This window comes from Herbidospora solisilvae (assembly GCF_009901565.1).
GTDB lineage: Bacteria > Actinomycetota > Actinomycetes > Streptosporangiales > Streptosporangiaceae > Herbidospora > Herbidospora solisilvae.
Window position 1 is genome coordinate 304960 of record NZ_WXEW01000004.1, and the last position, 17207, is coordinate 322166.

Annotated in this window: 17 protein-coding genes; 9 read left to right on the plus strand and 8 right to left on the minus strand. The window is 72.4% G+C overall.

What is annotated here, in order from left to right:
* The first annotated feature begins 36 nt into the window (after positions 1–36).
* The gene (locus tag GT755_RS14710; protein WP_161480281.1) at positions 37–1500 is read left to right on the plus strand and encodes a S1C family serine protease; all 1464 of its coding nucleotides are present in this window, start codon (positions 37–39) and stop codon (positions 1498–1500) included.
* Positions 1497–3137 carry a serine/threonine-protein kinase gene (locus GT755_RS38590; protein ID WP_202610037.1) on the plus strand — a complete coding sequence of 547 codons (1641 nt, stop codon included), beginning with the start codon at positions 1497–1499 and terminating at the stop codon, positions 3135–3137. The genes GT755_RS14710 and GT755_RS38590 overlap by 4 nt, the downstream gene beginning before the upstream one ends.
* Here GT755_RS38590 and GT755_RS14720 read toward each other — a convergent pair.
* The 3 genes from GT755_RS14720 to GT755_RS14730 form a co-directional block, all read right to left on the minus strand.
* On the minus strand, positions 3127–3903 hold the full coding sequence (locus GT755_RS14720; RefSeq protein WP_161480282.1) for an ABC transporter ATP-binding protein: 777 nt from the start codon (positions 3901–3903) through the stop codon (positions 3127–3129). The two genes, GT755_RS38590 and GT755_RS14720, sit on opposite strands and share 11 nt — an antisense overlap.
* Entirely contained in the window at positions 3900–4907 is a 1008-nt protein-coding gene (locus GT755_RS14725) for a FecCD family ABC transporter permease (protein ID WP_161480283.1), read from the minus strand. The genes GT755_RS14720 and GT755_RS14725 overlap by 4 nt, the downstream gene beginning before the upstream one ends.
* A 166-nt stretch (positions 4908–5073) precedes the next feature.
* Positions 5074–6006, minus strand: a complete 933-nt coding sequence (locus GT755_RS14730; protein ID WP_161480284.1) for an ABC transporter substrate-binding protein — start codon at positions 6004–6006, stop codon at positions 5074–5076.
* A 228-nt stretch (positions 6007–6234) separates the two neighbouring features.
* On the opposite strand from GT755_RS14730, the gene GT755_RS14735 reads away from it, so the two are divergent.
* The 3 genes from GT755_RS14735 to GT755_RS14745 all read left to right on the plus strand — a co-directional run bounded on the left by GT755_RS14735 (position 6235) and on the right by GT755_RS14745 (position 9363).
* A complete protein-coding gene (locus GT755_RS14735; protein ID WP_161480285.1) occupies positions 6235–7359 on the plus strand; it encodes a sensor histidine kinase in 1125 nt (374 codons plus the stop codon).
* Positions 7350–7994 carry a response regulator transcription factor gene (locus GT755_RS14740; RefSeq protein WP_161480286.1) on the plus strand — a complete coding sequence of 215 codons (645 nt, stop codon included), beginning with the start codon at positions 7350–7352 and terminating at the stop codon, positions 7992–7994. Before GT755_RS14735 ends, GT755_RS14740 begins: the two co-directional genes overlap by 10 nt.
* A 121-nt stretch (positions 7995–8115) precedes the next feature.
* Positions 8116–9363, plus strand: coding sequence for an acyltransferase family protein (locus GT755_RS14745; protein WP_161480287.1), 1248 nt, complete (start codon positions 8116–8118; stop codon positions 9361–9363).
* Here GT755_RS14745 and GT755_RS14750 read toward each other — a convergent pair.
* A complete protein-coding gene (locus GT755_RS14750; protein WP_161480288.1) occupies positions 9329–10201 on the minus strand; it encodes a Gfo/Idh/MocA family protein in 873 nt (290 codons plus the stop codon). The genes GT755_RS14745 and GT755_RS14750 overlap by 35 nt on opposite strands.
* Positions 10202–10274: 73 nt before the next feature.
* On the opposite strand from GT755_RS14750, the gene GT755_RS14755 reads away from it, so the two are divergent.
* Positions 10275–10865: a histidine phosphatase family protein gene (locus GT755_RS14755; RefSeq protein WP_407929410.1), complete on the plus strand. Its 591-nt coding sequence runs from the start codon at positions 10275–10277 to the stop codon at positions 10863–10865.
* Here GT755_RS14755 and GT755_RS14760 read toward each other — a convergent pair.
* From GT755_RS14760 to GT755_RS14770, 3 genes are all read right to left on the minus strand, one after another.
* A complete protein-coding gene (locus GT755_RS14760; protein ID WP_231515285.1) occupies positions 10862–11122 on the minus strand; it encodes a hypothetical protein in 261 nt (86 codons plus the stop codon). The two genes, GT755_RS14755 and GT755_RS14760, sit on opposite strands and share 4 nt — an antisense overlap.
* Positions 11123–11223: 101 nt before the next feature.
* Positions 11224–11457, minus strand: coding sequence for a DUF397 domain-containing protein (locus tag GT755_RS14765; protein WP_061294725.1), 234 nt, complete (start codon positions 11455–11457; stop codon positions 11224–11226).
* A complete protein-coding gene (locus tag GT755_RS14770) occupies positions 11444–12280 on the minus strand; it encodes a helix-turn-helix domain-containing protein (protein WP_051759271.1) in 837 nt (278 codons plus the stop codon). Before GT755_RS14770 ends, GT755_RS14765 begins: the two co-directional genes overlap by 14 nt.
* A 151-nt stretch (positions 12281–12431) precedes the next feature.
* Here GT755_RS14770 and GT755_RS14775 point away from each other — a divergent pair, with 151 nt between their 5' ends.
* Positions 12432–12968, plus strand: coding sequence for an ATP-binding protein (locus tag GT755_RS14775; RefSeq protein ID WP_285579239.1), 537 nt, complete (start codon positions 12432–12434; stop codon positions 12966–12968).
* 421 nt (positions 12969–13389) lie between these two features.
* The gene (locus GT755_RS14780; RefSeq protein ID WP_161480290.1) at positions 13390–15765 is read left to right on the plus strand and encodes a helicase-associated domain-containing protein; all 2376 of its coding nucleotides are present in this window, start codon (positions 13390–13392) and stop codon (positions 15763–15765) included.
* A gap of 85 nt (positions 15766–15850) precedes the next feature.
* On the opposite strand, the gene GT755_RS14785 is transcribed toward GT755_RS14780, so the two are convergent.
* Positions 15851–16750 carry an AraC family transcriptional regulator gene (locus tag GT755_RS14785; RefSeq protein ID WP_161480291.1) on the minus strand — a complete coding sequence of 300 codons (900 nt, stop codon included), beginning with the start codon at positions 16748–16750 and terminating at the stop codon, positions 15851–15853.
* Positions 16751–16871: 121 nt separating this feature from the next.
* On the opposite strand from GT755_RS14785, the gene GT755_RS14790 reads away from it, so the two are divergent.
* Entirely contained in the window at positions 16872–17189 is a 318-nt protein-coding gene (locus tag GT755_RS14790) for a putative quinol monooxygenase (protein ID WP_161480292.1), read from the plus strand.
* The last annotated feature ends 18 nt before the right edge of the window (positions 17190–17207 follow it).

Below are 17207 nucleotides of genomic sequence, written 5' to 3' on the forward strand. Positions count from 1 at the left end.
ACGCTGGAATTCGTCGTCATCGGTAAGGAGGCGGACATGCCCCGCCTGGCTGTCATCGCGGGGCTCGGTGCCCTGGGTGTCCTGGGCATGCCCTTGTTGCATCCCCACCCCAGCGGATCGACCGACCGGGTCACCCCGGGAGCGGTCCGGGTGGAGTCCGAGTCCACGGTCTCCGTCACCCTCATCGACGACCGGGCCCGTCTTCAGCGCTTCGAGCGCGAATACGAGGTCGAGCTGGCGACCGGCAGCGGATTCACGGTGACGCCCGACGGCGTGATCGTGACGGCGACCCAGGTCGTCCGGCCCGACAAGGACCTGCAGGTGTACGCCGCCAACCGGGTCTTCGCCGAGTACTTCAAGGTCGACATCCCGGCCGACTTCGACCGCCACACGGTCGACGACCCCGACCTCAACATCCGTCTCCAGGCCTGCTATCCGCCGCGCACCCAGAACTCGACCTGCAACGCCACGGTCGACACGAAGGTGACCGCCTTCCCCTATCTCGACCCGCCCCTGCCCGAGGGCCTCGACGCCGAGGTGCTCTCGGCCGGCGACGCGCCGTCGGCCCCGGCGGTGCTGAAGGTCAACGCGGGCCCGAAGAACAACCTGCCGACCGTGCCGATGGGCACCACGATCGGCGCCGAGGTCGAGTCGGTCGACGTCATGACGCTGGCCGCCCGACCGTCGGCCAAGGCGCCGCCGAAGATGGACACGGCCCACTTCGACCCGCCGGGCAGCCGCAACTTCAAAGCGGCGGAACGTGACAAAATCGACAAACTCATCGAAGCAGGCGCGATCGGCGCAGCGGTGATCGACGACCGCAAGAGCGAGGTGGTCGGGGTGCTGTCGGGGGGCGGCAGCCTGCCCGCGACCGTCACGCCCGTCGACGACATCCGCACCGCCCTGGTGGCGGCCGGGGTGACGCCCCGCCGGGGACCCGTCGACGTCGTCTACGAACAGGCGCTCGCCGCCTACCACAACAAGCTCTACGGCAACGCGGCGCCGGTGCTCCAGCAGGTGCTCACCCTGCGGCAGGACCACGCCGTGGCGCTCGAGTACCTCCGCATCTCGAAGGCCAAGGCGAACACCGCCGAGGACGCGGCGAAGAAGAAGTCCGCGCCCGTCCCCGTCCCGGCGCCGAAGCCGGGCGTGGCGTCGTGGATCTGGATCACCGGGGGGGTCGTGCTCGTGGGGGCCGTCGTGGCCGGGTCGGTGCCGTTCCTGCTGCGGCGCCGGCGCAACGGGGTGGATCAGCAGGACACATCGGGGGAGAACCACGCCTTAGTCACGTCATGGCCGGCCCAGACGGAGGTCTACCGCACTCCGAATCCCGGGCAGCCTGTCATGGACATCTCGCCGGCGGGAGGTCGGCCGCACGTCTCCGACCCCGGCTCGAACCCCGGCGGGACGTCGAAGAAGTTCTGCACCCAGTGCGGCATGCGGCTGGGCCACGCCCACCGGTTCTGCGGCTTCTGCGGTCATCCGTCGGACGCGCCATGAGCGCTGAACTGCCGGCGCTGGTGGGTCAGCGGATCGGCGACTACACGATCGAGGCGGTGGTCGGCCGGGGCGGCATGGCCACCGTCTACCGCGCGCGCGACCAGCGGCTCGGCCGCGCGGTCGCGCTCAAGGTGCTGGCCCCGCAGCTGGCCGAGGACAGCCGGTTCCGCGACCGGTTCGTCCGCGAGTCGCGGCTGGTGGCCTCGATCGACCACCCGCACATCATCCCGATCTACGAGGCCGGCGAGCACGACGGGATGTTGTTCATCGCGATGCGCTACGTCGACGGCGGCAGCGACCTGCGCAAGCTGGTGCAGAGCAACGGCCCGCTGCCGGTGGCGCGGGCCAACCACCTGTTCTCGCAGATCGCCTCGGCCCTCGACGAGGCCCACGCGAACGGGCTGGTGCACCGCGACGTGAAGCCGGCCAACATCCTGGTCACCGGCAACGACCACGTCTACCTGACCGACTTCGGCCTCACCAAGAGCTCCTCGGCCGACACCGGCCTGACCAGTCACGGCCACTTCATGGGCACGCCGCGCTACGTCGCGCCCGAGCAGATCCGGGGCCTGCCGGTCGACGGCCGCGCCGACGGCTACGCTTTCGCGTGCGTCGTCTACGAGGCGCTGGCCGGGCTGCCGCCGTTCCAGCGCGACACCGAGCTGGCGCTGCTCTACGCGCACGTCTCCCACGACCCGCCGCCGCTGACCCCCTACCGTCCCGACCTGCCCCACGCGGTCAACCAGGTGCTGTCGCGGGCGTTGTCGAAGTCGCCGCTCGACCGCTACCCGACGTGCACGGCGTTCGTGTCGGCCCTGCGCGACGCGATCAGCGGCACCGAGGGCGACCTGCCCAGCCCGATCTCGGGCCCCCGGCAGTCGTGGCCGTCGCAGCCTCCGGGCACCGTCTACCAGAACCCGGTCTCCAACCCGCCCTACACGCATCCGTCGCATCCGTCGTATCCCTCGCGGGTGTCGCAGGTGGCGACGGCCCCGGCCGGGGTGCCGCAGAACAAGAGGTTCCCGCTGGTCCCGGTGATCGGCGGGGTGCTGGCGCTGGGCCTGATCGCGGCGGGCGCGGTCTACGTCGTGAGCCAGAGCGGCGGCGACGGCCAGGCGTCGTGGGAGAGCTTCCCGGGCAACGTCGCGGCCCCCTACAGCTTCAGCTACCCGTCCACGTGGACGCGCAAGGACTACTCCGACCAGCACGTCACCATCGCGGCGTCGGCCGACGCCTTCGACGCGCTGTTCAGCGTGCCCGGCAACCCCGACTGGTCGGGGGTCAACCCGATCATCACCGGCTCCCCCGACAAGTCGAGCGGCGTGGTCGCCCAGACCACCGACACGATCTCGGCCAGCGACGCGCTGGAGTCGGTCCAGGCGGGCCTCCAGGCGACCCTGCCCGGGGTGGTGTCGATCCCGGCGCCGCCGTCGCCGACGACGGTGGGCGGGCAGCCCGGCTTCAAGGTCAGCGGCTTCCTGAGCGACGCGTCCGGCGTGGGGCGGCTCGACTTCCGCACCTACCTGGTGACCCGCACCGGCCAGCCGTCGGCGCTGATGACGTTCTTCTGCCCGACGGCCAAGTGTGACGACACGACGATCACGACGATCGTGAGCAGCGTGAAGTTCACCCAGTAGGGCGGCGCAGGTGCACGACCGGCCGTCCGGCCGGGCCGGCGCCGATGGTCACGCGGGCGCCGAAGTGGCGGGTGACGAGCTCCTCGGTGAGCACCTCGCCGGGCCCGCCGGCCGCGACGGCCGTGCCGCCGCTCATCAGGAGCAGGTCGTCGGCGTACTGGGCGGCCAGGGTGAGGTCGTGGAGGGTGCTGACGACGGTGAGGCCGTCGTCGCGGCGCAGCCGGTCGACCAGCTCCAGCACCTGCTGCTGGTGGCCGAGGTCGAGCGCGGTGGTCGGCTCGTCGAGCAGCAGCACGGGCGCCTCCTGGGTGAGCGCGCGGGCCAGCACGACCCGCTGGCGCTCGCCGCCGCTGAGCCGCTCCAGGGGCCGCGCGGCCAGGCCGGTGAGGTCGAGGCGGTCGAGCACCGCGCGGACCGTCTCGGTGTCGCGGGCGCTCTCGCGCCCCCAGTAGGGGATGTACGGCGTGCGCCCCAGCAGGGCGTACTCGTGGACGGTCATGTCGGGCGGCAGCAGCGGGCTCTGCGGCGCGTAGGCCAGCAGCCGGGCCCGGTCGCGGGGCGCGAGGTCGCGTACCGGACGGCCTGCGACGGTGATCAGCCCCGTGCAGGGCAGCAGCCCCATGACCGCCTTGAGCAGGGTCGACTTCCCGGCCCCGTTGGGCCCGATGACGGCCAGCCAGCGGCCCTCGCGGGCGGTGGCCGTCACGCCGCGCAGCACCGGCCGCCCGCCGAGCTCCACGCCCACGCCGGTGATCTCGACGGTCACGTCTCCACCTTCCGGGTGGCCCGCAGGATGGTGACGAAGAACGGCGCCCCGACGAACGCGGTGACCACCCCGATGGGCAGTTCGGCGGGGGCCAGCACGGTCCGGGCGATCAGGTCGGCCGTCACCAGGAACGCCCCGCCCGCCAGCAGCGACAGCGGCAGCACCACCCGGTAGGACCCCCCGGCGAGCCGCCGGACCGCGTGGGGCACCACGACGCCGACGAACCCGATCAGGCCGCCGGCCGACACGGCGGCGGCGGTCGCCAGCGAGGCCGCGACCAGCACGACCAGCCGCACCCGCCCGGCCCGCACGCCCAGCGAGGAGGCCTCGTCGTCGCCGACCGAGAGCACGTCGAGCAGCCGCCCGTGCAGCAGCAGGATCGCGGCGGCCACCACGGCGTAGGGCGCGCACATGACGACCTGCTCCCACCCGCCGCCGACGTCGCCGAGGATCCACGCGTAGACCCGCTGCAGCTCCTCGACCTTGAGCTGCTGGAGGAACGTCTGCACGGCGGTCAGGAACGACGTCACCGCCACCCCCGCGAGCACCAGGGTCGCGGTGCCGCCGCCCCGGGTCGCGGTGTGCCCCAGCCCGTACGCGAGCAGCACCCCGCCCGCCGCCCCGCAGAAGGCCGCGAGGGGCACCGCCGCCCCGTCGCCCACGGCCACGATGACCAGCGTGACGGTCAGCCCGGCCCCGGCGGCGGCCCCCAGCAGGTAGGGGTCGGCCAGCGGGTTGCGGAACACGCCCTGGTACCCGGCGCCCGCGACGGCCAGCAGCCCGCCGACCATGGCGCCGAGCAGCACCCGGGGCAGCCGCAGCTCGAACAGCACCCCGGTCTCCAGGGAGGTCAGCCCGGAGTGGGCCGACACGAACGGCAACCGGTCGGCCAGCGCGAGCACCACCCCCTTCAGGGGCAGCCCGGCCGCGCCGACCATGAGCCCGGCGGTCATACAGGCCGCCAGCACGACGGCGGCCCCCGCGAACATCACGCCCCTGCGCATCAGCGGGCAGCTCTGAAGGCGGCCGCGGGAAAGCCCCGGCAGAGATCGGCGCGATCGGCCGGCGCCCCCGCCCTGCGGAACTCCCGGAACAGGGCCGCGCGATCAGTTCGCCCTTCCGGAGGGAGTCCTCGGGAAAAAGCCCCGGCCGTGGAGATGATCTCGGCCATCAGCCCGCGGCCTTGGCCACCCCGGCGCCGATGGCCCTGGCCAGGTCGACCACGCGGGGGCCCCAGCGGGAGGCGACGTCGTCGTCGAGCTCGACCACGTCGCCGTTCTCGACGGCCTTCAGGCCGCCCCAGCCGGGCCGCTCCGCGAGGGCCTTGGCGTTCTGCCCGCAGCACTTCACGTCGGCCAGGAAGATCAGGTCGGGGTCGGCCTTGGCGACGAACTCGGCCGACAGCTTGGGGTAGCCGCCCGCCGCGTCGGGGGCCTCGTCGGCGATGTTGACCAGGCCGAACACGGCGTAGACCTGGCCGATGAAGGTGGTGGAGGTCGCGGCGTAGGGGGTGACGTCGAGCTCGTGGTAGTAGGTCAGCTCGGCCTTGGGGGCGGCGGCGGCCAGCGCGGCGAGCTCGCGCTTCATGCCGGCCACGACCTCGTCGGCCTTCACGCGGTTGCCGGTGGCGGTGCCGAGCTTCTCGATCTCGGCGTACGCGTCGTCGATCTTGGTGGCGGCGGTCAGCACCAGCACCGGCACGCCCAGCTTGCCGAGCCCGGCGACCACGCCTTCGAGGTCGTTGGAGACGACCACCAGGTCAGGGTTGCGCGCGGTGATGGCCTCGACGTTGGGCTTGAAGCCCGACAGGTCGGTCTTGGGGGCCTCGGCGGGGAAGTTCGACTGGTCGTCGACCGCGGTGACCTGCGGCCCGGCGCCGATGGCGAACAGCGACTCGGTGGCCGTCGGCGACAACGACACGATCCGCTGCGGCCTGGCGGCGATCGTCACCGCGCCGTTGGCGGCCTGGACCGTCACGGGGAAGGGGCCGCTCGGAGCGGCGGACGCGGCGGGGGCGGGGGTGGCGGTGTCACTGCTGCCGCAGCCGGACAGCAGGGCGACACCCAGCAACACGCCCGCGAGGGCCGTGCGTAGGGGCCTCACGAGTTTCCTCCGAAGGGAGTTGCCGGAAACGAGAGACCCGGGGACGGATCACCCTTTCCACGAGGGGATGGCGTCGGCGACGCACAGGCGACCTGGCTCACCCCGGTCAGGCGGGGATTCACAGTTGCGGGAACAGCGCCGGGTTCACACCGGACTTCGCTGCGGCGTCACGCGTCCCATAGGTTACCAACAGCCTTTTCGCCGGGAACGTGAGGCTATGCTGACCGCATGGTGCGGCGGACCGTCACGGCGACCGGGCGGCTTCTGCTGGGACTCCTCCTGGTCCCCCTGTGCCTGCTGGCCATCGCCGTCACCGTCTTCACCCTCGTCGTCTCCGCGACCTACCTCGGGCTGCTCCTGCTCCCCTACGCCATCCGGCTCAACCGGGGCGTCGCGTCGCTGGCCCGGCGGAACGCGGGGGCGTGGCTCGGCCGGCCGGTCACGGCGTCGTACCACCCGATCAGGGGCGGCGTGCTCACCCGGGTGCGCGTGGTCATGGGCGACCCGCAGACCTGGCGGGACCTCGCGTTCCTCGCCCAGCACGTGGTCACCGGCCCGTTCGGCGCGATCCCGGCGATCGCGTTCTGGGGCGCGCTCGGCTGGGCGCTGTCGCTCCCGCTCTGGTGGGACGCGCTCGGGCCCGGCCACCGCATCTACCTGCCGTGGGCGCTCGACTCGTGGGCGACGGTGGCGGTCACCGTCCCGTTGTTCATGGCGCTGGTCGCGGCCGTCGGGTTCCGGGTCGTGCCGCTGGTCGCCGAGGGGCTGGCGCAGCTGGCCCGGTCGCTGCTCGCGACGCCGCAGCACGTGCGGCTGGCCGAGCGGGTGGCCGAGGCGCTCGACGCGCACGGGTACGAGTTGCGCCGCATCGAACGCGACCTGCACGACGGCGCGCAGGCCCGGCTGGTCTCCATCGCCATGCGGCTCGGCATCGCCGAACGTGTCCTGGCCACCGACCCGGGCAAGGCCGCCGCCCTGATCACCGAGGCCCGGCTGAGCACCGAGGAGACCATGACCGAGCTGCGCGGGATCATCCGCGGCATGTACCCGCCGATCCTGGCCGACCGGGGGCTGCCGGGGGCGGTCGAGGCGGCGGCCTACTTCGTGATCGCCGAAGCGCTGACGAACGTCGCCCGGCACAGCTCCGCCGGCAAGGCGAGGGTGAGCGTCCGGCGTACCGAGAACAGGCTGACCGCCGAGGTCACCGACGACGGCCGGGGCGGCGCCGACGAGAACGGCGGATCCGGGCTGGCCGGCATCCGCCGCCGGGTCAGCGCCTTCGACGGCGTGACCACACTGACCAGCCCGCCCGGCGGGCCGACGACGCTGCGGGTGGAGCTGCCGTGCGAGTGATCATCGTGGAGGACAGCGTGCTGCTGGCCGAGGGCCTCACGCTGCTGCTCAACACCGAGGGCCACGAGGTCGTCGCCACCGTGGGCACCGCCGCGGAGTTCCACACGGCCGTCGACGAGCACCGCCCCGACATCGCCGTGGTCGACATCCGGCTGCCCCCGACCTTCCGCGACGAGGGGGTGCGCGCCGCCGTGGAGGTCCGCCGCGTCCACCCCGGCCAGCCGATCCTCGTGTTGTCCCAGTACGTCGAGCAGACCTACGCGACGGAGCTGCTGGCCGGGGGCGGCGGCGGCATCGGCTATCTGCTGAAGGACCGCGTGGCCCGGGTGTCGGAGTTCGTCGACGCGCTGGAGCGGGTGGCCAAGGGCGGCACCGCCATGGACCCCGAGGTCATCGCCCAGCTCCTGGTCCGCCGGCACGCCCACCCGATCGACTCGCTCACCCCGCGCGAGCGCGAGGTCCTGTCGCTGATGGCCGAGGGCCACTCCAACACCGACATCGCAGCCTCGCTCGTGGTCACCGAACGGGCCGTGCACAAGCACGTGGGCAACATCTTCGCCAAACTCGGCCTGCCGCCGAGCGACAGCGGCCACCGCCGCGTGCTGGCGGTCCTGGCCTATCTGAGCGGGGTGTAGCCAGCACTACCATCCGCGGTGGCGGAGACCCGTCGATCAAGTCGGGTGCCCGCGGGACCGACTTCGACGGCCGTTCTCGGGAGGCTCAAGGGGAACCGATTCCCCCCGAAGGCGGCCCCCCATGTCGATGACCCACCCCCATCCCGTCCATCCCGTGGCCTCGCCGCGCGACCCGTTCGTCGACGTCCTGCGGGTGCTGGGCATGGTGCTCGTCGTGGTGCAGCACTGGACGATGCCGGTGCTGCTCGACCGCGGGGGCGACCTGGCCACCGGCAACGCGCTGGCGTCGGTGCCGCTGGTCACGTGGGTCAGCCAGGTCATGCCGCTGGTGTTCTTCGCCGGGGGCGCGGCCAACTACCTGAGCTGGACCGCCAAGCCCCAGAGCGCGGAGAAGTGGATCGGCAGGCGGGTGGTGCGGCTGGGCTGGCCGGTGCTGCCGCTGATCGCCGTGTGGTTGCCGCTGCCCTATCTCCTGGGCGCGCTGGGCGTGCCCGCGCAGCCGCTGGAGGTGGCCTCGCGGCTGGTCGGCCAGCTGCTCTGGTTCCTCGCCGTCTACCTGCTCGCCGTCGTGACCACGCCGCTGCTGGCGCGGGTGCGGGCCGGGGTGCTGGTCCCGGCGTTCGCCGCCGGGGCGCTCGCCGTCGACGTCGTGCGGTTCTCCGGGTTCGAGGCCGCCGGATATCTGAACGTCGTGTTCGTCTGGCTCGCCGTCCACCAGATCGGGTTCCTGTACGCCCAGGGCAGGCTCGCCCACCTGACCGGCCGCCGGGCCCTGTGGCCGGCCGTCGCCGGGTTCGGGATGACGGCGGCCATGGTGCTCGCCGGCCCCTACCCGGCCAGCATGATCGGGATGCCGGGCATGCCGTCGAACATGGCCCCGCCGAGCGCCGTGATGCTCGTGGTCTTCGCCGGTCAGCTCGGCCTGGCGTTGTGGGCGCGCGAGCGGCTGAACCGGGCGCTGCCCGCGCCGGTGCTGGCCTGGCTGGCGCCCCGCATGATGACCTTCTACCTCTGGCACATGACCGCCCTCATCACCGTCGGCGGCGTCGCCTTCGTCGGGTTCGGCGTGGCGACCCCTGAGCCGTGGTCGCCGGCGTGGTGGCTGCTGCTGCCGATCTGGCTCGGCTGGTTGTCGCTGGTGCTGGCCGTGCTGACCGCGCTGCTGGCCCGGTTCGAGGCGGCGCCCCCGGCGAGCCCGACCCGCGCGAGGACCGTCGCGGCGGTGGGGCTGTCGGCGGCCGGGCTGCTCACCCTGACCGTCACCGGGTTCACGCCGGGCACGTTCGTCCCGGCCGCCGGCAGCGCCGCGCTCGCGCTGGGCCTGGCCCTGCTGCTCAGGCGGAGAGCTGCCGCTCCGCTTCCGCGATGATCCGCTGGAGGCGCAGCCCGTGGGCGGCGTCGAGCGGGTGGCCGCCGCCGTTCCTGACCGTCTGGGCGAACTGCGCGACCATCCGCTCGAAGGCGTCGTCGCCCAGCATGGCCCCGAACAGCGTGGCCGATCCCTTCCGGCCGAACACCTCGACGCGGGCGTCGGGCAGGTCGCCGGTGGCGGCCATGGTCAGCGACGCCTCGCTGACCGCGCCCGTCTCGTGCTCCAGCAGCAGCCCGACCCAGCCGAGCGTGTCACCGTGGGCGCGCACCGAGGCGATCGGGCCGAGCGCGGCGTCGAGCAGGTCGAGCATGTGCGGGCCGACGTCGAGGATCGCGCCGCGCTCCAGCCGCCACGGCGTCGCGAACGGGCCGCCGTGCAGCGCGCCGCCGATGTTGGCGGCGTATCCGCCGAACGGCTCGATCCCGGCGGCCTTCTCCAAGAAGGCGGTGGTCGCGGTGGCGTACCGGAAGGAGAACACCATCTGCGTCGCCACGCCGGTCTCGGCGACGGCGTCGGCGAGCCGCCGGGCGCCGTCGAGGCTGTCGGCCAGGGGCTTCTCCAGCAGCAGGGCCTTGCCGGCCTGCGCGGCCAGCACCCCGAGTTCGGCCTGCACGCCCGGCGGCACGCAGAACGCCACCGCGTCGCAGTGGTCGAAGAGCTCGTCGAGCAGCTCGAACGCGCGGGTGCCGTGCCTGGCGGCGAGCTCGCGCGCGGCCTCGGGACGGCGGGCCCAGATCCCGGCCAGCCGGGTGTCCGGCCCGGCGGCGAGCTTGGGCGCGTGGATCATGCCGGCCCACGGCCCGGCTCCGATCAACCCCACAGATACCGGTTCCATCCGCCAACTCCCCTTTGTCGCGACACGTCCGCGATCAGAGACTATCGACCGGGCACCGGCCATCATGGGTTCGGTGAACATCATCCTGCTGCGCCACGGCGAGACCGAATGGAGCAGAGTCGGCCGCCACACCGGACGGACCGACATCCCGCTGACCCCCCGCGGCGAGGCGCAGGCCCGTGCCCTGAACACCCTGGTCGGCGACAAGGACTTCGAGCTGGTGCTGGTCAGCCCGGCCCAGCGGGCGACCAGGACCGTCGAGCTGGCCGGGCTCGCCGACTGGGAGACCGACCCCGACCTGTGGGAGTGGGACTACGGCGGCTACGAGGGCGTCACCACGGCCACCATCCGGCAGTCGATCCCGGGCTGGTACATCTGGCGCGACGGCGTCATCCCGGGCGACTCGGCCCATCCGGGTGAGAGCGTCGACCACGTCGGCGAGCGCGCCGACCGGGTGATCACCCGGGCCGTCGACGCGCTCACCGGTGAGGACAGCTCGGTGCTGCTCGTGGCGCACGGCCACTACCTGCGGGTGCTGGCGGCCCGCTGGCTCGGCCTGCCCGCCTCCGAGGGGAGGCTGCTCCGGCTCGACACGGGCACCTACAGCTCACTGGGGTACGAGCACGGTGAACGGGTCGTCCTGAGCTGGAACTCGCCGATCTAGGAGTTGACGGGCGCGGGCTGCGGTCCGCGCCCGGTGAGCCATTCGAGGACCTTGCGGTGTCCCCGGCGGGCGTCTTCGAAGTGCCCCCAGCGCCAGTAGCGGGGCTGGTCGCGGACCCCGGTGACCCATGTCCGGTACGCCACCGGCCGCGGCTTGCCGTCATGGGGATCGGCCGCCGAGGCGACACCGTAGGTCCTGATCACGACCCGGCCGCCGGGTGCGAAGAGCACGTCGTCGGCGACGGGATACAAGGTCATCTGGTCCAGCATGGGATCCATGCTGCCGGACCCGTGTTACACACCTGGCCCAAAGCCGTTAAGTGCGTGAACCTCGTGTTAAAAGTCGTGGTGAAACCGCGTCACGCGACCAGGCCGTCGAACTCCCCGTCCTTGACGCCCAGCACCAGTGCGCGGATCTCGTCCCGCGTGTAGATGAGCGCCGGCCCCTCGGGGAACCGGGAGTTGCGGACGGCGACCCCGCCGTCGGGCAGCTCCGCGAGTTCCACGCAGTTGCCCGTGGAGTTGCTGTGCAGGCTCTTCCGCCACTGAACGCCGGAGAGGGCGGTGGCGGGCATCCCGTTATAAGTCTGCATACACTTTCTCTCTGAGAAGATCATCGAGCAGGTCCCTGGTCCCGCCCGGCGTGGTGCTCTCCACGCAGAGCTGTTCCATGGCCGTGAGGTACGGATCGATGTCCTCGCGTTTGTCGAGGTACAGAGCGCCCCAGAGTTGCTCGACGTAGACCACGTCCGAAAGGTCGGACTCCGGAAACCGCAGGATGGTGAAGGCCCCGCCCTCGGCGGCGTGCATGCCGAAGCGGAACGGCATCACCTGCAGGGTGATGTTGGGCAGCCGGGCCACGTCGAGCAGATGCTCGATCTGCTCGCGCATGATCTTGGGCCCCCCGATGGGCCGGCGAAGCGCCGCCTCGTCGATGACCGCCCACAGGCGCGGGCCGCCCGCATGGGCCAGCCGCTCCTGTCGCTGCATCCGCACATGCACGCGGCGTTCGATCTCGTCATCGGCGGCGTCGGGGAACCCGAGCCGGATGACCGCGCGGGCGTACGCCGACGTCTGGAGCAGGCCGGGCACGAACTGCACCTCGTAGGTGCGGATCACGCTGGCCGCCTCTTCCAGTCCGATGAAGGTGACGAACCAGTTCGGCAGCACCTCGCCGAACTTGTGCCACCAACCGGGCGTGTTGGCCTCCCGGACCATCTCCAGGAGTTGCCGTCGCTCCGCGTCGTCGACGACGCCGTACAGGGTGAGCAGGTCTTCGACGTCTCGTGTCTTGAATCCGACCCGGCCGAGTTCCATCCGGCTGATCTTGGATTCGGAGGCCCGGATGTGGAATCCGGCCTCTTCGCGGGTGAGGTCCCGCTCCTCGCGCAGCCTCCGGAGACTGGCGCCGAGCATGATGCGCCGGACGGTGGAGCCGGAACCTGGCGGGTCGATGGACACGAGTCATTCCTCCGGTATGTGGACTGAACTACAGTCTGTCAAAGATCGCCCCTTTCGTCCCAGGGTCGTTTTGGGTAACGGTAGCGCCTGCAACGACCATCTGCACGTGCATCCGCTGTTGCACATGCACGAGACCGTGCCCCATCATGATCTCGTGCACTCGGTCCTCGAATGGTCGGCACTCGATTGGTGGCCCCCGGTCGGCTGGTGGCCCGAACCCGCGCGCGACCTTCCGCCTGCCGTCTCCCCCACGCAGGCCGCCACATTCGTCCTGCCGCCCAAAGCCGATTCGGTCCACAGCGCCCGCAGCTTCGCGACCGGCACGCTGACCGGCTGGGAACTCGGCGAGATGTGCGACGGCATGGAACTGGTCGTCTCCGAACTGGCCACCAACGCCCTGCGCCACGGCCTGGAGATCGGCGGCCGCCACCGGCGTGAGGTGATCAGGCTGGCCCTGATCAGGCGCGGCGGCTTCGTCACCTGCGCGCTCACCGACCCCGGCTCGGCCACCCCGGTCATGCGCGAGGCCAACCCCTTCGAGCCCGGCGGGCTCGGGCTCCACATCGTCGAGTCGATCAGCGTGCGCTGGGGCTGGTCGCCCCTCGCCCCGCACGGCAAGGCCGTCTGGGCCGTCCTGAACTAGCTCCCCGCCCGATCTCTCGCCGGCCGAGGGGTGCTCCCGTGTAGCCCGGACTACGCGGGGGCACCCCTCGGCCGACGGGTCACCCGGCAGATCCCCCACGCGAGACGCGGCCCGCCTTCGGCCGCCCGCGACACCTGTCCATCCGGCAGATTCCCAACGCGAGACGCGCCCGGCCTCCGGCCGCCCGCGCCTCGCTCTGATGGGACCCCTGAGACCACTGTTAACGCCCGGCCAGGAATTCCCCATCGAGTATCCGGGATCGCCTTCCGATCGCGTGATCCTGTGCTGAGGTGGAGTTCAGCACGCTCGCGGGGAGGAGGGAGAACAGGAGAATGACCTTTTCGTCGCCCAGAGTGCCGAATATCTTGATCTCACGTGCGTCTCCACCACCGCGGCTTCCCGAGGCCCTGAGAGATCTGTGATGGACGATCACCTAATCGCCTGGCTGACAACTCTCGACGAAGACCGGCTCGCGCGTGTCCTGGCCAACCGGCCGGACGCCATCGCCCCGCCCTGGCCCCGGCGGATCGATGCGCTGGCGCAGCGGCTCGGCAACACGTTCGCGGTCATGGAGGTCATGCGCGGCCTCCCTCTGCCCCCTCTGGAGCTCCTGCAGGCGTGCCTGGTCATCGGCGGCCGCCCGACGGAGGACGAACTGGCCCGGTTCCTCGGCGTGTCCACCTCCGAGGTCATCCCGTGGCTCGACCGGCTCTACGACTGCGCGCTGGCCTGGCCCGGCCCCGACGGCCGCATCCACCTGGCCGAGGCGGTGGCCCGCTGGTGGACCGCGCCGTGCGGCCTGGGCGAACCGCTGGCCCAGTACCTGGAGTCGTGGGCGCTGAACGCCGAAGGGCTGCGGCGCATGTGCCGCACGCTGGGCATCCCCCCGGCGGGCGGCAAACGCCAGATGACGGCGCGGGTGACCGCGCTGCTCAGCGACCCCGACAAGCTCGGCGACCTGCTCTCCACCGCCCCCGAGGGCACCGTCGGCCTGCTCGACGACTTCGCCTGGGACGGCCCGGTCCGCAGCGTCGACGGCAACCGCTTCGTCAACCCCGGCACCCCCGAGAAGTGGGCCCAGGACCGGGGCCTGCTGTTCCGCACCCAGTGGGACGTCGCCGAGATGCCCCGCGAGGTCGCCCTCGGCCTGCGCGGCCCCGAATACCACGGCCCCTTCACCCCCTATCCGCCCGACCTGGCGACGATCCCGGTCGACCGCGAGGCCGTCGACCTGGCGATGGCGCTGGCCGCGCCCCACCTGCTCGACCGCGCGACGGCGCTGCTGGAGAACACCGACAAGACCACGCTCCCGCTGCTGAAGAACGGCGGCGTGGGCGTGCGCGAGATCCGCCGCGTCGCCAAGGAGACCGGCACCTCCGAAGAGGAGACCCGGCTGCTGATCGAGGTCTGCGCGGTGGCCCGGCTGCTCGCCCTCGACGAGAAGGCGGGCGGGCTGGTGCCGACCGACCGCTTCGACGCCTGGCGGCTCGACGACGCCCCCCACCGGCTGCGGGTGCTGCTGGCGGCCTGGTGGCGGATGGAACGCTCGTCGTTGCGCCGCGTCGAGGGCCGCTATCCGGTGGTGCTCGGCGACGACCCCGCCGGTGAGACCCTCGCCCGCATCCGCCGGGCCGTACTCGGCGCCCTGACCGACGTCGAGCCCGGCCAGGGCTTCGCCACGCTGCAGGAGCTGGTGCAGTCGGTGCACTGGCGGGCGCCGCTGCTCGACCGCGAACTGCTCGCAGAGTCGGCGCCCGGCCTCCTGGAGGAGGCGCGGCTGCTCGGCCTGACCGCCTGCGACTCCCTCACCGACCTCGGCCGCGCGCTGGCCTCCCTTTCGGCGGTGGCCGGAGACGAACACGACGACTCGGTCCCCGAGGTCGAACACGACCCGGCGCTGGCCGAGTGCTCCACCCGGGCGCTGGCCAGCGCGCAGCGCACCGCCCTGTTCGGGGCCGACCTGACCGCGGTGGTCACCGGTCCCCCGGCGGTCGAACTGACCTCGCTGCTCGACCGGGTCGCCATCCGTGAGGCCAAGGGCGCGGCGTCGATCTGGCGGTTCAGCCCCGCGACCGTGCGCCGCGCGCTCGACGCCGGGTCGACCGCCGACGAGCTGCTCGACGAGCTCGCCCAGGTCGGCACCCTCCCCCAGCCGCTCGTCTACCTCATCAACGACGTCGCCCGCCGCCACGGCGAGGTGACCGTGACCTCGGTCGGCTGCATCGTGCAGGGTTCCGACCCGGGCCTGCTGGCCGAGATCGCCGGGCACCGCAAGCTGGCCAAACTGGGCCTGCGCCAGCTCGCCCCGACGGTGCTGGCCAGCACCGCCCCCGCCGACCGCACCCTCCGGTCGCTGCGCGAGGCCGGCTACGCCCCCGTCCCGGTGAACGACACCGGCGACATCGAGATCCGGCGCGAACCGCAGGGCGGCCGGCTGATCCTGCTGCCGGGCGGCCGGGTCGCCGAGCTCGAACCGCCGCCCCTGCTGACCGAGCCCCCGCCCGACCCCCACGAACACGCCAAGCGCCTGATCAAAAGCCGCGACGACGGCCGCCAGAGCGGCCACACGTGGGCGCTGATCGGCCGCCTCGCCAGCCGCCTGCCGACGGCCCAGCAGTCGCTTCTGGGCTTCGTCGTCGACCGCGGCGTCCGCGCGCTGATCACCCTGTCCGACGGGGTGACGGCCACCGTCAGCCACGGCGAACTCCACAGCGGCGTCCTCGACGCCTGGTGCGAGGAAGCGGGCGACTACCTGGAGTTCCCCCTCAACGAGATCGCGTCCGTGACGGCTTCTTAGTTACGGCCCCGCCCACCCCGGCCCCGCCCGCCGTCCCGGTCGCGCGCCGCATCCGGCGCCGACCGGCCGCGCGCGGCGGCGGCCGTCACGACAGAGCGCCCACCGACTTGGAGAACGGGCGCAGCGTGGCGTCCTGACTGGGTGGCGCCCCGAACTGGCGGCGGTACTCCCTGCTGAACTGGGACGGGCTGTCGTACCCGACCCGATGCCCCACCCCGGCGATGTCGCCGGGGCTGGTGGCCAGCAGGAGCCGGGCCTCCTGGAGCCGGATCTGCTTCTGGAACTGGATCGGGCTCATCGCGGTCACCGCCTGGAAGTTGCGGTGGAACGCCGACACGCTCATGCCGGACAACCGCGCCACCTCCTCCACCCGGAACGGCTGCGCGTAGTGCTCCCGGATCCAGCGCACCGCCCGCGCGACGTGGCTGAGCCCGCTGTCGGCCAGCCCGAGCTGCCGCACGGCCGCGCCCTGCGGCCCGCTCGCGACCAGCCAGAGGATCTCCTTGATCACCAGCGGCGCGAGCACCGCCCGGTCCCGCGGCCGTTCGATGAGCCGCAACAACCGCACCACCGCGTCGAGCAGTTCGGCGGAGACGTCGCTGACCGCCAGCCCGGGCGCCGCGCCACCCGGCTCCCGGGGCACGTCGCCGGCCCCGGCCGACAGCAGCACCTCGGCCACCGCCTCGGGCCGCAGCACCAGCCCGAACCCGAGCGCGGGCCGCTCCCGCGTCGCGCCGACGAAGTGACCGGTGACCGGCAGGTCGACGGAGGCGACGAGATACTGCCCGGCCCGGTAGTCGTGGACGCGCTCGCCGAGCGCGAGCCGCTTCTCCCCCTGCGCGATGACCGCCAGCACCGTCCCGGACATGGAGGTCTCCGGCGGCTCGGACCGCTCGACCCGGGAGACGAGCACCCCGTCGATGGGGGTGGTCATGTCGGGACGGGCGTGCCGGTTCAGCAGCCCGCGCAGCTCATCCATGCTCATCGCCCGATTACACCGTTCACGAGAGGATCAGGCAAGAGGAGGCGAGCTTCGTTCTACCGGTGACGTGCACGAGCCCATCTAATTGAGGCGACGGAGAACACCACCGAGAGAAGGAATGAGCATGACCGCCACCTACGGTTTCACCGCCACCATGACCGCCCGCCCCGGCCGCGGCGACGACCTGGTCGCCCTCCTGCTGACCGGCCTCGACGCCGGCTCCCCCGCCGCGAGCGAGCACTGCCTGGTCTACCTGGTCAGCCGCTCGGCCACCGACCCCGACGTCGTCCAGGTCACCGAGGGCTGGACCACGGAGGCCGACCACCACCGCCTGTTCGCGGGCGAGCCGGCCCAGTCCATGGTCGCGAAGATCGCCCCTCTCCTCGCGGGCGAGTCCACCTACACCGACCTCACCCCGGTGGGCGGCAAAGCCACCCTCTGAACCGCCCCCAAGCCCTCC

What these genes read in the sequence shown, in the direction of transcription:
- GT755_RS14785 (WP_161480291.1), bottom strand. Translation starts at nt 16,750, where the DNA reads ATGAGCATGGATGAGCTGCGCGGGCTGCTGAACCGGCACGCCCGTCCC.
- GT755_RS14710 (WP_161480281.1), top strand. Translation starts at nt 37, where the DNA reads ATGCCCCGCCTGGCTGTCATCGCGGGGCTCGGTGCCCTGGGTGTCCTG.
- GT755_RS14725 (WP_161480283.1), bottom strand. Translation starts at nt 4,907, where the DNA reads ATGCGCAGGGGCGTGATGTTCGCGGGGGCCGCCGTCGTGCTGGCGGCC.
- GT755_RS14750 (WP_161480288.1), bottom strand. Translation starts at nt 10,201, where the DNA reads ATGGAACCGGTATCTGTGGGGTTGATCGGAGCCGGGCCGTGGGCCGGC.
- GT755_RS14760 (WP_231515285.1), bottom strand. Translation starts at nt 11,122, where the DNA reads ATGACCTTGTATCCCGTCGCCGACGACGTGCTCTTCGCACCCGGCGGC.
- GT755_RS14780 (WP_161480290.1), top strand. Translation starts at nt 13,390, where the DNA reads ATGGACGATCACCTAATCGCCTGGCTGACAACTCTCGACGAAGACCGG.
- GT755_RS38590 (WP_202610037.1), top strand. Translation starts at nt 1,497, where the DNA reads ATGAGCGCTGAACTGCCGGCGCTGGTGGGTCAGCGGATCGGCGACTAC.
- GT755_RS14770 (WP_051759271.1), bottom strand. Translation starts at nt 12,280, where the DNA reads ATGCTCGGCGCCAGTCTCCGGAGGCTGCGCGAGGAGCGGGACCTCACC.
- GT755_RS14765 (WP_061294725.1), bottom strand. Translation starts at nt 11,457, where the DNA reads ATGCAGACTTATAACGGGATGCCCGCCACCGCCCTCTCCGGCGTTCAG.
- GT755_RS14735 (WP_161480285.1), top strand. Translation starts at nt 6,235, where the DNA reads ATGGTGCGGCGGACCGTCACGGCGACCGGGCGGCTTCTGCTGGGACTC.
- GT755_RS14790 (WP_161480292.1), top strand. Translation starts at nt 16,872, where the DNA reads ATGACCGCCACCTACGGTTTCACCGCCACCATGACCGCCCGCCCCGGC.
- GT755_RS14745 (WP_161480287.1), top strand. Translation starts at nt 8,116, where the DNA reads ATGTCGATGACCCACCCCCATCCCGTCCATCCCGTGGCCTCGCCGCGC.